13 protein-coding genes are annotated in these 12,750 nt (G+C 68.4%); 5 read left to right on the top strand and 8 right to left on the bottom strand.

Translation table 11 applies throughout. The annotated features are described in order from the left end of the window. Nucleotides 1-41: 41 nt before the first annotated feature. Nucleotides 42-926, top strand: a complete 885-nt coding sequence (locus EV650_RS18680; protein ID WP_134120331.1) for an LLM class flavin-dependent oxidoreductase — start codon at nt 42-44, stop codon at nt 924-926. 5 nt (nt 927-931) lie between these two features. Here EV650_RS18680 and EV650_RS18675 read toward each other — a convergent pair whose 3' ends face one another. Both EV650_RS18675 and EV650_RS18670 read right to left on the bottom strand, forming a co-directional pair. Then, nucleotides 932-1,816, bottom strand: a complete 885-nt coding sequence (locus EV650_RS18675; RefSeq protein WP_134120330.1) for an aldo/keto reductase — start codon at nt 1,814-1,816, stop codon at nt 932-934. A gap of 109 nt (nt 1,817-1,925) precedes the next feature. After that, entirely contained in the window at nt 1,926-2,465 is a 540-nt protein-coding gene (locus EV650_RS18670; protein ID WP_238174314.1) for a P-loop nucleotide/nucleoside kinase family protein, read from the bottom strand. On the opposite strand from EV650_RS18670, the gene EV650_RS18665 reads away from it, so the two are divergent. Continuing rightward, on the top strand, nt 2,365-3,816 hold the full coding sequence (locus tag EV650_RS18665; RefSeq protein WP_134120328.1) for an AlkA N-terminal domain-containing protein: 1,452 nt from the start codon (nt 2,365-2,367) through the stop codon (nt 3,814-3,816). The genes EV650_RS18670 and EV650_RS18665 overlap by 101 nt on opposite strands. Here EV650_RS18665 and EV650_RS18660 read toward each other — a convergent pair. Both EV650_RS18660 and EV650_RS18655 read right to left on the bottom strand, forming a co-directional pair. Next, nucleotides 3,792-4,544 carry an isocitrate lyase/PEP mutase family protein gene (locus EV650_RS18660; RefSeq protein WP_134120327.1) on the bottom strand — a complete coding sequence of 251 codons (753 nt, stop codon included), beginning with the start codon at nt 4,542-4,544 and terminating at the stop codon, nt 3,792-3,794. The genes EV650_RS18665 and EV650_RS18660 overlap by 25 nt on opposite strands. Further along, nucleotides 4,541-4,837: a putative quinol monooxygenase gene (locus EV650_RS18655; protein ID WP_134120326.1), complete on the bottom strand. Its 297-nt coding sequence runs from the start codon at nt 4,835-4,837 to the stop codon at nt 4,541-4,543. The genes EV650_RS18660 and EV650_RS18655 overlap by 4 nt, the downstream gene beginning before the upstream one ends. Nucleotides 4,838-5,007: 170 nt before the next feature. Between EV650_RS18655 and EV650_RS18650 the strand changes: the two genes are divergently transcribed. Beyond that, the gene (locus tag EV650_RS18650; RefSeq protein WP_134120325.1) at nt 5,008-5,802 is read left to right on the top strand and encodes a class I SAM-dependent methyltransferase; all 795 of its coding nucleotides are present in this window, start codon (nt 5,008-5,010) and stop codon (nt 5,800-5,802) included. Here EV650_RS18650 and EV650_RS18645 read toward each other — a convergent pair. Genes EV650_RS18645 through EV650_RS18635 form a run of 3 tightly spaced genes read right to left on the bottom strand, consistent with a single transcriptional unit; the run spans nt 5,785 to nt 8,820 of the window. After that, nucleotides 5,785-6,591: a TrmH family RNA methyltransferase gene (locus EV650_RS18645; protein WP_134120324.1), complete on the bottom strand. Its 807-nt coding sequence runs from the start codon at nt 6,589-6,591 to the stop codon at nt 5,785-5,787. The genes EV650_RS18650 and EV650_RS18645 overlap by 18 nt on opposite strands. Nucleotides 6,592-6,600: 9 nt before the next feature. Next, complete coding sequence (locus EV650_RS18640) at nt 6,601-7,779, bottom strand: hypothetical protein (protein WP_134120323.1); 1,179 nt, start codon at nt 7,777-7,779, stop codon at nt 6,601-6,603. 54 nt (nt 7,780-7,833) lie between these two features. Next, nucleotides 7,834-8,820 (bottom strand): LacI family DNA-binding transcriptional regulator, encoded by a 987-nt coding sequence (locus EV650_RS18635; RefSeq protein ID WP_134120322.1) that lies wholly within the window; start codon nt 8,818-8,820, stop codon nt 7,834-7,836. Between the two features lie 131 nt (nt 8,821-8,951). Between EV650_RS18635 and EV650_RS18630 the strand changes: the two genes are divergently transcribed. After that, entirely contained in the window at nt 8,952-10,778 is a 1,827-nt protein-coding gene (locus EV650_RS18630) for a glycoside hydrolase family 127 protein (RefSeq protein WP_134120321.1), read from the top strand. Nucleotides 10,779-10,788: 10 nt separating this feature from the next. Here EV650_RS18630 and EV650_RS18625 read toward each other — a convergent pair whose 3' ends face one another. Beyond that, a complete protein-coding gene (locus EV650_RS18625; RefSeq protein WP_134120320.1) occupies nt 10,789-11,997 on the bottom strand; it encodes a TerC family protein in 1,209 nt (402 codons plus the stop codon). Nucleotides 11,998-12,098: 101 nt separating this feature from the next. Between EV650_RS18625 and EV650_RS18620 the strand changes: the two genes are divergently transcribed. Next, nucleotides 12,099-12,707, top strand: a complete 609-nt coding sequence (locus EV650_RS18620) for an acyl-CoA-like ligand-binding transcription factor (RefSeq protein WP_134120319.1) — start codon at nt 12,099-12,101, stop codon at nt 12,705-12,707. Nucleotides 12,708-12,750 lie beyond the last annotated feature (43 nt).

Genomic DNA, 12,750 nt, shown 5'->3' with positions numbered 1-12,750 from the left:
GTACTACTAGTTAGGACATCGAACTACTTGAGGAGGCTCCGATGACGGTGAAATTCGGCTACGGCTCACCGGACCAGATCCGCGACGTACCCACGATCCTGCGGCTGGCCCAACGGGCCGACGAGGCCGGGCTCGACCACGTCAGCCTGTCCGATCACCCGTACGTCGCCGACCTGCTCGAGGGGTACGCCGGGGTTGGGTTCCTTCTCGGCCGGACCGAGCGACTGTCCGCGTTCGTCAACGTGACCAACCTGCCGTTGCGCCCGGCCCCTTTGCTGGCCCGGACCACATCCTCGCTGTCCGCGTTGTCCGGTGGGCGGTTCATCCTCGGACTCGGCGCCGGGGGAGCGATGGATCGGATCACCACGATGGGCGTTCCGGAGCAGCGTCCGGCCGAGCAGGTCGAGGCCTTCGAGGAAGCGATGCAGCTGGTCCACTCGATGTCCGACGGCGGCCGCCCGGCTCCGACCAAGCACTATCCGATCGGCGAGCTCCGGCCTGCCGCCGTACCCGCGCCGTTGATCTGGACGGGTTCGAACGGCCCGAAGTCGCTCGCCGCGACCGGCCGGCAAGCCGACGGCTGGATCCCCGGCCGCGCCGCCGACTGGCTGAGCGACCGCTACCGCCGATCCCGCCCGATCATCGACGACGCCGCGCTCGCGGTCGGCCGCAAGCCTTCCGACATCGCGACCATCTACAACTTCCCGGGATCGATCACCGCCACACCACTTCGCCGTACCCGCGACGAAGACGGCCGCTGGATCGGCGGCTCCCCAGCCCAATGGATCGAAGAACTCACCGACGCCGTCCTCACCCACAACGCCGCCGGCTTCACCCTCTTCCCCCGCGGCGCCGAACCCTACGAAACCCAAGTAATCCGCTGGTCCGAAGAAATCGTCCCAGCCATCCAAGCCGCAATCAGCTGACCTGATCAGTCCAGGGTGGCGAGTTCTTCGGGGGTGAGGGTCAGGGCTGCGGCGGTGATGTTTTGTTCTAGGTGGGTTGGGTTGCCGGTGCCGGGGATGGCGAGGATGTTGGGGGAGTGGTTGAGGGTCCAGGCGAGGCGGACCTGTTGTGGGGTGAGCGAGTGGGCGGTGGCGATCGCCTCGACGGCTGCTGAATGATCGGTGGTTGCGCCACCCTCGCGGGACGAGCCGGCGATCGCGAAGAACGGGACGTACGCGATCCCGTGGTCCGCGCAGAAGCTGATCAACGCGTCCTCGTCGCGGCGCTGGTCGACGGCGTAGCTGTTCTGTACGCAGACCACCGGCGCGATCGCGAGCGCCTCCTCGATGTGGTCGATCCGCACGTTCGAGACGCCGAGCTGCCGGATCAGGCCCTCGTCACGCAACTCCGCGAGCCAGCCGAAGCGTTCGGTGATCGAGTCCTCGCCGGGCTTCTTCATGATCCGCAGGTTCACCACGTCGAGGCTGTCGACGCCGAGCTGCCGCAGGTTCGTCTCCACCTGCTCCCGCAACTCCCCGGCCGTCGTGGCGTTGTAGAACCCGCGCTCCGGATCCTCACCCGGCCCGACCTTCGTGGTGATCGTCAAACCATCGGGGTACGGCGCCAACGCCTCGCGGATCAACTCGCTCGCGTACCGCTTCTCGCCCTCGCCCACTTGCAGCGTCCCACCCGGCGACGCGTAGAACGCAGCCGTGTCGATGTGATCCACGCCGAGCTCAAGAGCACGACGCAGTACGGCGATCGCGACCGAGCGATCCGGGTTCGCAGTGATCCGCATGGCGCCGAAGCCCATCCGGTTGACCGTGACGTCGCCCAGCTTCCAGGTCCCGGCCGCAGCTGCTGTAGTCATGTGAATCCTCTCGGCGAAGCGCTAACGACAGGAGGTAGTCCACCACGCTCGTCCAACTCCCGCCTGAGCGCCTCGTGCGCAGCCGCCGCGAGGCGACTACCTCCTGTCGTTAGCGTGACAAGAACGCGAGGACCTCATCCAGCGGCGGTTCGCCAGTGGTGTCCAAGGTGAGGGACGGGACGGGCAGATCGACCGGCTGGAAGGCGTTGTGGGTTCGGAGCCGGGCGTCGGGGCTGATCTGGGCGTCCTCGTGGGCGGAGCGGCGCGGATCCGAGCTGGACCGTGCGGTGATCCGAGCGAGCGCGACCTCGGCGGGCACTGTGCAGTGGACGATCCGGATGTCGGCGCGGGCCAGGAGGGGGCTGAGGCCTGGGTTCCACAAGCGGTCCTGGAAGGCTGCCTCTGCGACCACCGACGTACCGCGGCCGATCAGCAGGCCGATCACGTCGAAGAACGTCGACAGCGTCCGCATCGTGAGCGGGTCGCCGGGGCCGGGCACGAAACCTGGGGTCGCGTGCGCCATGCCCTCTTTGATCTCGTCGCGGCAGATGGCGGGGCAGCCGATCGCGGTGGCGATCCGGTGCGCGAGGGTGGTCTTTCCGGTTCCGGGCGGACCACTCACCACAACAAGCATCGGTTTCGAATGCACTCGCCGTACCTTAGCGTTGACTGAGAGCGCTCGGTGTAAGGAGCGCGTCAGAACTGTCGGTGGCCGCAGCTACCGTGCTGATGTGACGACGTATTCGGCGGTCCGTACGACGGGCATCTACTGCCGGCCCGGTTGTGGCGCCAAGCCGCTCGCGGAGAACGTGAGCACGTTCGAGCTGCCGGCCGCGGCGGAAGCGGCCGGGTATCGCGCCTGCCTGCGCTGCAGGCCCTATAGGGTCGCCGGGACGGTCGCGGACGAGGCGCCCGAGCTGGTCTGCCGGGCGGTGCAGTTGATCATCGCCGGCCTGCTGGACCAGTCCGGCGAAGAGGCACTGGGCACGCGGCTCGGGGTGTCGGCGCGGCATCTGCGCCGGATGTTCCACGATCACCTCGGCGTGACTCCGGATCAGTTCGCCCGGTCGCGGCGGGCGCACTTCGCGCGGCGGTTGCTGGACGACACCGATCTGGGCATCGCGGAGATCGCGTTCGCCTCCGGTTTCGGCAGCCTGCGGCAGTTCAACCGGGCGATCCAGGAGATCTTCCGTGCATCGCCCCGCGAGCTCCGCGATCGCCGGCGTCGCGGCGATCGCTTGGTGGCCGACGGCGGTCTGGTACTGCGATTGCCGTTCACCCCGCCGTACGACTGGGAAGCGACGGCCGCTTTCCTTGCAGCGCACGCGATCCCGGGTGTCGAGTCGGTCGAGGACGGGGTGTACCGGCGGACGATCTCGCTCGATGGCGAGCCGGGCGTGCTAGAGCTCGGCGCGGGCGGCGACGACTACCTGCTTCTCCGCGCGCACCTTCCGTTCTGGGAGGGCGTCATGCATGTCGTCGACCGCGCCGCGTGCCTGGCCGGTCTGGACTGCGAGCCGATCCGAGCTCGTGCCCATCTCTCCGCTGACCCGGACCTCGGCCCGTTGGTTGCGGCTCGTCCTGGTGTCCGCGTGCCCGGCGCCTGGGGTCCGTTCGAGGTCGCTGTCCAAGCGGTCGTCCGCGATCAACTGCCTACGGACGATGCGACCGAGGCGCTGCAGAAGCTCGTCCAGGTGTACGGCGTACCTGTCGCGGGGCTCGGTCACGGGCTGACCCACGCGTTCCCAGGGCCGGAGGCGTTGACCGGCGCCGAGCTGGTCGGGCCGCTCGCACGTGAAGTTGCTGACGGCAACATTGTGCTCGAGGCTGATCTCGAGGGTTTGGTCCGCTCGTTGGAGACCGTCACGAGCACCCGTGCTGCACAAGAGATCGCGCTGCGGCTCGGTGCCCGTGACGCGTGGCCGCTGGCCGGCGAGAGCGAGCGCCTGCGGCCGTGGCGCTCGCTCGCCGCCGTCTATCGACTGACCAGCGTCTCGTAGGTGCCGCTGGTCAGCATCTCCTTCGCCGCAGCGGTCGCCAGCGCGTACGCCGCGCTTGTGATCGCCGGGCCGACGCTGATTCGAGCCACCCCGAGTTCCGCGAGCTCGCCAACGCTCGGCGCGCCTGGGCCCACCATCACGTTGAGCGGCAGCGGTGATCCCGCAACGAGCTCGGTGATCGTTGCCGCATCGACCACACCGGGCACGAACAGCACGTCCGCGCCTGCGTCGGCGTACAGCTTCGCGCGCTCGAGTGTCCCGGTCTTGTCGCCGAACAGGTAGGTGTCGGTTCGCGCGTTGATCACCAGCTCGATGCCGGCGGCAACTGCCGCGGCCCGGGCCGCCTTGATTCGTTCGGCATGCACAGTGGGTTCGTCGAGGACCCGACCCGTGCTGTCCTCCAGGTTGATGCCGACGACGCCTGCCTCGATGACATCGGTGACCGTTCCCGCGACATCGCCGTACCCGGCCTCGATGTCGGCCGTGACTGGCACCGCGACCGCCTTGCAGATAGCCCGGAGTACTACGACCGCAGACTCCCGGTTGAGACCGCCGGCGTCGTCCACCCCGGCGGCCCACGCGACGCCAGCGCTCGTCGTCGCGATCGCGGTCGCACCCGCGGCCTCGATCGCGCGGGCCGAACCGGCGTCCCACGCGTTCGGCAGCACGAGCGGCGGCTGCCCGTGCAGCTCACGCAGCCGCCGCGCCAACTCGTTCTGAGTGCTCACAGGCTGACCAGCAGTTCGTGGTCGATCTCGACGAACTCGACGATCAGGTCGGCGAACCCGCCCGCGATGAGTTCCTTGTACGCCGACGATCCGGTGTGTGCGTCGTACGCCGCCTGGTCCGCGAAGTGCTCGACGAACAACAGGTAGTCCGGCTTCGCCGGATCGCGGTACACGCGGAACGACAGCGTGCCCTCCTCCGCGCCCGGCCCCCTCGGCGCGAACTCCTGCACGATCGCCTCGGCGGCGGCCTGGTTGCCGTCCTTCAGCTTGATCGGAAAGACCTTTGCCAACATCTGTTTCCTCCTGAGGTGTGGTTCGAAGTACCTCAAGGTTCGCCCGCGCACCGGCCCCGGGTCTGGCCATATTCGGTCATGAACATCGTCTCGTATATCAAGATGATATGTCTCATTTATCAAGACTCTGAGTTAGCGTGGGGAGGGTCAAGAGGGCAAAGGAGCCTGGGATGAACAACGTGTACACGCACGGACATCACGAGTCGGTACTGCGGTCGCACAGCTGGCGGACCGCCGAGAACTCGGCCGGTTATCTGCTTCCGCACCTGCGGCCCGGAATGTCGTTGCTCGACGTCGGCGCCGGTCCCGGCACCATCACCGCCGACCTGGCCCGGCTGGTCGAGCCCGGGCCGACGACCGCGCTCGAGGCGAACGAGGCGGCGCTCGACATCACTAGGGCGACCTTCGCCAACCTGGACATCGACATCGAGTTTGTCGCCGGCGACGTACACGCGCTGGACCTGCCCGACGACACGTACGACGTCGTACACGCGCACCAAGTCCTGCAGCACGTCGCGGATCCGGTGCAGGCGTTGCGCGAGATGCGTCGCGTCTGCAAGCCCGGCGGGATCGTCGCGGTCCGCGACTCGGACTACCACGGTTTCGTCTGGTACCCGGCGCTGCCCGAGCTGGACGAATGGATGGCGCTCTACCAGCGAATGGCGCGCGCCAACGGCGGCGAACCGGACGCCGGTCGGCGCCTACTGTCCTGGGCTTTGGCGGCGGGCTTCGAGCAGGTGGACGCGACCACGTCCACCTGGGCGTTCACCAACCCGGAGGACCGTGCCTTCTGGGGCGGCATGTGGGCGGACCGCATCCTGAAGTCCGCCCTCGCCGACCAGGCCCGCGCATCCGGCGTACCGGAGGAGAAGCTCGAAGCGATCTCACAGGCCTGGAAGACCTGGACCACCACCCCCGACGGCTGGGTCTCCATCCTCCACAGCGAACTACTCTGCACCGCCTGAGCGCTGGCGGGAGATTTCGTACAGGACTGCGGTTGCGGCGTTGGCTGCGTTGAGGGAGCTGGCTGAGCCGGTGATCGGGATGCGGACCAGCTGGTCGGCGGCTTCCTTCCAGGCGGTGCTCAGACCGGCGGTCTCGTTGCCGATCAGCAGCAGCACCGGCTGGGTGAAGTCGAAGTCGTAAACGTTGGCCGAACCGTGCTCGTCGGTGCCGACGACAACGATCGGGACCTCGGATCGGCCGGCCCAGTCGAGCACCTCACGATGGGAGGCCGCGCGTACGGCGGGAATTGCGAACAGCGATCCCGTCGTCGCGCGGACCGCCTTCGGGTCGTAGATGTCGGCCGCGTGTCCGGTGACGATCACCCCGTCGGCGCCGAACGCGTCCGCGGACCGGATGATCGAGCCGATGTTCCCCGGCCCGGTCGGCCGGTCGAAGACGACCCCGAGGAACTCGGGCCCGACCGGGATCCGATCGAGATCATCAGCCGGCAGTTCGAGTACGGCGATCAGCTCGGGATCGTCCTTCTCGCCGAGCTCCGCCAGCAACTCCGGCGCCATCGCGACCTGCTCGACCCCCGGCAGCCGCTGCAGCAACTCCGACGCCCACCGTGACGACGGCCGGGACGCGTCGGTGATCACCGTCCGCACCGGCCATCCGTTGTCGACGGCAACAGAAATCGGCCGCACCCCCTGGACCAGGAACTCACCGGCCCGCTGCCGCTTGGTCCGATTGGTCAGCGACGCCTGCCATACCTGGAACCGGGCGTTCCGCGACGAGATCCGTTGCACCCGACCACCCTAATGCGCACGCCTCCGTCTTCGACCGCGGTGCCTGAGCCGGAGAGCGCCCCAGAGAATCAGGGCCGGCAACCACAGCACCACCAGCCAGGGCAATCTCCACCAGCCCGAGCCGCCGTCGAGCTTCGCCTGTTCGGGGGCGACCAGCGGCCGGGCGGAGGTGGACCAGGCGAGGAACGCGTCCCCGATCGGCACCGCCCCGAACAGGTACCGCTTCGTCTTGAGCCCGGTGAGCGGCAGCCCAAGCAGCTCGCCTTCACGGGCCAGCCGGCCGGCGAGCGGATCGTGGTGCACCCGCGCGGCGCCGACGGTGACCACGGTCGCGGACAGACTCATCCCGAGGATCAGCGGCCCCGAGTCGGAGTCGCCCTTACCGCCGGTCCCCTTCGGGTACTCCCGAACGCCGACCCCGGTGACGAACTTGTCCTTGAAGATCTCGTACTGCGTTCGCGCGAAGGTCGGATCGATGTCCACCAGGAACCGCTGGATCATCGCCTGCGACGAACCGCGCGCCCCCGACACCTGCGGCGCGACCTGGTGCGGCAGCAGACCGGTCGCCGGGTCCAGCTTGGTCTTCGCCGCCGTGACCCAGTTCCGCGCGATCTGCCCGAACCGCGGCGCGACCAGTGCGTCGTACTGCCGGAGCGAGGCGATCGCGACGACCGAGTCGACCGGCCAGGCCTGACCTGGGTACGACGGCAGGTACGGCGTACTCGCGGTCCGGAACGCGGTCGCGATCTCGACCGACTCGCTGGTGAACGTGTCGAGATCGGCGGCGTCGGAGTGACCGAGCGCGATCAGGCCGCCGCGCAGCCAGTTCGTCCACCCCGCGTAAAAGACGCCGTACTGCGGTTGCAGCGACTCGTCGAAGGGAGCGGTCCCGTCCGTCGCGGCGAGCCGGTCGAGCGCCCAGCGGACCTCCGCGGTCGCGTCGACGGACCGCGCCGGGTCGTCGAGCCCGACCTGGACCCAGCTGAGCCCGTAGAGCACGTTGAGGAAGAAGTACCCCTCCGGGAACTGCTTCTGCGCGGCCCGATCAGCCCCGCCCTCGATCTCGGTCCGCAGATACGTCAGCTGCTTCACGACGCCACCGGTGGGATCAAGAACCAGACGTGCGGTGCCCACCCCCGCCACGAGTGTGGCGATCACCGCTACGCCAATCAGGAGCTTGCGCAGCACCTGACTCAATCTAGACGGGCTTCGGCAACCAGCAGCGGTCGAACGGGTGACGTTTCAGGTGCCCAACGTCGATTCCCGGGTGATCAGGCGGGTCGGTAGCTCCAGCGGACCGCTGTGGGTCGAGCCGGCGATGGCGTCGAGGAGCAGGTTGGCGGTCCGGCGGCCGAGTTCCTCGAGTTGCATGTCGACCGTGGTGAGCGGCGGACGGCTCGCCAGCGCCATCACCGACCAGTTGTCGTAGCCGGAGACCGCGATGTCGTCCGGCACCGAGCGCCCGAGCTCGCGCAGCCGGTCGCAGACGCCGCGGGCGATCTGGTCGCTGCCGCAGGAGATCGCGTCGACGCTCGGCTGCGTCCGGAGCAGTACGTCGACCGCATGCCGGCCCCACCGCTCACTCCACTCGCCGTGCAACGGCTCGCCGGCCAGCGCGTCGCCCGCTGCCTCGACCGTGGCCGCGGCGCGGACCCGGGCGCTGTGGTGGGAGTCCGGCCCGGTGACGTGTGCGATCCGCTGCCGTCCCAGCGACAGCAGGTGCCGAACGGTCGAGCCGCAACCGCCGTGATCGTCGACGATCACCGAGGTGTCGTCCGGATCGGTCGACGGGCTGAAGGCGTAGACGACCGGGATGGGTACGTCGATCGGCGCCCGCGGCTCGGTCCGGCGGCCGGTCACGATGATGCCGTCCACCCGCCGGGACACCAGCGACTTCAGGTAGTGCTGTTCGCGCAGCGGGTCGTCGCGGGTGTCGCACAGGACGAGCGCCATCTCACCGGCGCTGAGTGCGTCCTCGGCACCGAGCATGATCGGGATGCTGAACCGCCCGGAGCTGTCGGTGGTGATCAGCCCGACCGTGAAGCTGCGCCCGGACGACAGCGCCCGGCCGCGGCTGTCCGGTGTGAACCCGAGCTGCTCGGCGGCCCGGCGTACCCGCTCGCGGGTCTCTTCGCGGAGCTGACCGGTGTCGTTGAGCGCCTTGGACGCCGTGCTCGTGGCGACGCCCGCCAACGCGGCAACATCCGTGATCCGCGGTTGCGAGCGCATCCGGCAACTCCTTTCCGAAGTTTCCGGAAGCCTAGCCGAACTGTGCCGTGAGGGCTTGACCTTCAGCGCTTGGCTCTCTACCTTCGTGCAGGAAAACGTGTTCCGGATTTTCCTAACTCAGGAGCCGCGCGATGAGCACAGCCCCTCGCAGCCCCGCCGCCACGACGAAGGGCCGCCGACGCCCGCTCGGCCTCGGACAGGCCACGATCACCGGCGGCTTCTGGTCGCCGCGACAGGCCCGCAACGGCGCCGACGCGATCCCCAGCGGCCAGGACCAGCTCGAGAAGGCCGGCAATCTGCAGAACCTCCGGCTCGCCGCCGGCATCGGCGAAGGCGAGGCGATCGGCCCGGTCTTCGCCGACTCCGACGTCTACAAATGGCTCGAGGCCGCCGCCTGGGAGTACGGACGCAACCCCGACGAGGACCTGCTCAAGCGGATCCGCGACCTGACCGCGATCGTCTCGGCCGCGCAGCGCGAGGACGGCTACCTCGACTCGGTCGTCCAGCTCCGGTACGGCGACGAGGGCCGTTACCAGCAACTCGTCTGGAGCCATGAGCACTACTGCGCCGGCCATCTGATCCAGGCCGCGGTCGCGCAGGTCCGCTGCACCGGCGACCGCGCGCTGCTCGACGTGGCGACCAAGCTCGCCGATCATCTGGTCGCGACCTTCGGCGACGGCAAGACCGTGGACGTCGACGGCCACCCGGTGATCGAGATGGCCCTGGTCGAGCTTTATCGAGAAACCGGTACGGCGGCGTACCTCGAGCTGGCCAAGTGGTTCGTGGACGCCCGCGGTCACGGGATCATCGAGAACCACGGCCACGCACCGGCGTACTTCTCCGACCGCGTCCCGGTCCGCGAGGCGACGTCGGTCGAGGGGCACTCGGTCCGCGCGGTCTACCTGGCCGCTGGTGCCACCGATGTCGCGCTGGAGACCGGCGACGCGGAGTTGCTCGACGCTCTGAAGCGGCAGTTCGACCACATGTGGTCGACGAAGACGTACGTCACCGGCGGTCTGGGTGCGCGCTGGGAGGGTGAGGCGTTCGGCGACGAGTACGAGCTGCCGCCGGACCGCGCGTACGCCGAGACCTGTGCGGCGATCGGCGGGATCCAGTGGGCCTGGCGGATGCTGCTCGCGACGGGCGAGGCGTCGTACGCCGATGCTCTCGAGCGGATGCTCTACAACGGGTTCCTCGCGGGCGTGTCGTTGAGCGGGACGGAGTACTTCTACGTCAACCCGCTCCAGCTGCGCGGGGCGGCGTATCCGGACAACGGGCGGAGTCCGGCGCTCGGGCGGCGCGGGTGGTTCGACTGCGCATGCTGCCCGCCGAACATCATGCGCACCCTGTCCAGCCTCGACGGCTACCTCGCGACGACGACCGACGACGCGGTGCAGATCCACCAGTACGCGACCGGTGTGATAGGCGATCTACAGGTGGAAACCGCCTACCCCTGGGACGGCACGGTCCGGATCACGGCTCCGAAACCAACTGTTGTCGAGCTCCGCATTCCCAGCTGGGCGGAGGGAGCCACGGTGAACGGTGACCAGGTTGCTGCGGGTGGGTATGCCCGGGTGGAGGCTTCCGAGATCGAGCTGGTTCTGCCGCTCACACCGCGAGTAGTAGGTGCAGATCCACGCATCGATGCCGTCCGTGGGTGTGTTGCTCTGGAGTGTGGGCCGCTCGTCTATGCGGTCGAGCAGGCCGACAACCAGGCGAATGTCGACGACCTGCACTTGTTGCCAGAGGCACCCACTGCCGAGGCGTCGGAGCTGCTGGGCGGGTTGACTGTGCTGAAGGCTCGCGGGAAAGCGGGGACCGGGCATCGACCCGGTTGGTCGTTCGAGCCGGACGTGCAGGACTCCACCGGCGACGAGGTCGACGTGGTCGCCATCCCGTACTACGCGTGGGCGAACCGAGAGATCGGTGCCATGCGCGTCTGGCTGCCCAGGGCCTGATCGTGGCGGGTTAGAGGGAGGGGCGGATTTCGTGGTCTGCGTGGGCTTCGGCGTGGGCTTCGCCTACTTGGCGGCAGAGGGCCATGAGGTCGGCTTCGTTGAGGACGTGTTGTTTGGCCTTTGGGCCTAGGTCGGTGATGTGGTCGCGGGCGCGGAGGAGTCGCTGGAAGACGCGCTCGCGCTCGCCCGGGTCGTCGGTGTACTCCGGGTCGAGGTAGGCGTTCGCGTCGCGGCGGATGTGGGCCATCGCGGTGACCGTTCGGCCGCGGGTGCTGAACAGGGACGCGAAGATCGTGATCAGCAGGACCACGAGGATGACGGCCAGGGACAGGCCGGTGCTGATCTCCATCACGTCGACGTGGTCGCCGCCGTTGACGAACGGCAGGTTGTTCTCGTGCAGTGCGTGCAGGATCAGCTTGGCGCCGATGAACATCAGGATCGCGGCCAGTCCGAACGACAGGTAGATCAGCCGGTCCAGCAGCCCGTCGAGCAGGAAGAACAGTTGCCGCAGGCCGAGCAGGCTGAACGCGGTCGCGGTGAACACGACGTACACGTTCTGGGTCAGGCCGAAGATCGCCGGGATCGAGTCGAGCGCGAACATCAGGTCGGTGGCGCCGATCGCGACCATCACCAGCAGCATCGGCGTCAGCATCCGGCGCCCGTTGACCACAGTGGTCAGCCGGTCGTCGTCGTACTCCTCGCTCGTCCGGAAGAGTCTTCGGGCCAGCCGTACGACGATGTTCTGCGCCTGGTGCGACTCCTCGGTCTCCGGCTTGAGCATGTTGCCGGCGGTCAGCAGCAGCGCGATCCCGAACAGGTAGAACACCCAGGAGAAGGTGTGCAGCAGTGCGGAGCCGGCGAAGATGAACGCGGCCCGGGCGATCAGGCTGACCACGATCCCGACCAGCAGCACCTTCTGCTGGTTCTCCCGCGGCACCCGGAAGCCGGTCATGATGATCAGGAACACGAACAGGTTGTCGACCGACAGCGCCTTCTCCGTGACGTACCCGGCGAAGTACTCCGAACCCATCTCGGTGCCGCCGATGACGAGCGTGCCGAGTCCGAAGATGATCGCGATCCCGACGTACAGGGCGGACCAGATCGCGGCCTCGCGGAGCGTCGGGACATGGGCCGACCGGACGTGGAAGAAGTAGTCGAACAGCAGCAGGCCGACGATCGCCAGCAACGTCAGCACCCAGACCAGCGGGGACACCGTCATGTCGTAACCCAACCACGCCTGGCCTGAAGGATTCCCGGGTTCGGATAAATTTGCCTAAAAGGCATCTTTGCTCTTTGGGCAAGTTCTGTTACGGTCGAGTCATGGCCGAAGGATTGCGGGAGCGGAAGAAGCAGGAGACCCGGATCGCGCTGAGCTGGGCGGCGGTCCGGCTCGCCGTCGAGCGCGGGTACGGCGCGGTGCGGATCGAGGACATCGCCGCCGAGGCCGGGGTCTCGCTGCGGACATTCCGCAACTACTTCGACAGCAAGGCCGATGCGATCGCCGCCCGCGAGGTCGATCGCAGTCTGAAGATCGCCGAGGAGCTCCGCGCGCGGCCGGCCGACGAGCCGTTGTGGGTGGCGATCCGGGCCGCGATCGAGGCCCACTTCGCGCTCGGCGAGGAGGGTCACGGCGGGCGGCGGCCACCGGACGAGCAGTGGCTCAACGGCATCCGGTTGATGATGACCGAGCCCGCGCTGCAGGGTGCGATCGCGCGAGCGTACGCCCGCGTCGGCGAGGAGCTGGCGGCCGCGATCGCCGACCGGACCGGCGCGTCGGGGTTGTATCCGCGGCTCGTCGCAGAGGTCATCGGCGCGGCCCGCGGGGTCGTGATGGCCGAGTGGCTGCGGGCCGATCCGCCGCGGTCGATCGCCGACCTGCTGACGGAGGCGCTCGACCAGGTCGAAGCCGGCCTGCCAGTTCCGGAATAGCACACAACTTCTTGATCCCCGGTCAGTCGCCGGGGTGGTCAGT

This window comes from Kribbella kalugense, from assembly GCF_004365875.1.
GTDB lineage: Bacteria > Actinomycetota > Actinomycetes > Propionibacteriales > Kribbellaceae > Kribbella > Kribbella kalugense.
This window is presented reverse-complemented; position numbering and strand designations above follow the sequence as displayed.

Excerpts from the sequence above, each read along its gene's own strand:
- EV650_RS18680 (WP_134120331.1), top strand. The coding sequence starts at position 42 with ATGACGGTGAAATTCGGCTACGGCTCACCGGACCAGATCCGCGACGTA.
- EV650_RS18675 (WP_134120330.1), bottom strand. The coding sequence starts at position 1,816 with ATGACTACAGCAGCTGCGGCCGGGACCTGGAAGCTGGGCGACGTCACG.
- EV650_RS18665 (WP_134120328.1), top strand. The coding sequence starts at position 2,365 with ATGGCGGGGCAGCCGATCGCGGTGGCGATCCGGTGCGCGAGGGTGGTC.
- EV650_RS18655 (WP_134120326.1), bottom strand. The coding sequence starts at position 4,837 with ATGTTGGCAAAGGTCTTTCCGATCAAGCTGAAGGACGGCAACCAGGCC.
- EV650_RS18650 (WP_134120325.1), top strand. The coding sequence starts at position 5,008 with ATGAACAACGTGTACACGCACGGACATCACGAGTCGGTACTGCGGTCG.
- EV650_RS18635 (WP_134120322.1), bottom strand. The coding sequence starts at position 8,820 with ATGCGCTCGCAACCGCGGATCACGGATGTTGCCGCGTTGGCGGGCGTC.
- EV650_RS18630 (WP_134120321.1), top strand. The coding sequence starts at position 8,952 with ATGAGCACAGCCCCTCGCAGCCCCGCCGCCACGACGAAGGGCCGCCGA.
- EV650_RS18625 (WP_134120320.1), bottom strand. The coding sequence starts at position 11,997 with ATGACGGTGTCCCCGCTGGTCTGGGTGCTGACGTTGCTGGCGATCGTC.
- EV650_RS18620 (WP_134120319.1), top strand. The coding sequence starts at position 12,099 with ATGGCCGAAGGATTGCGGGAGCGGAAGAAGCAGGAGACCCGGATCGCG.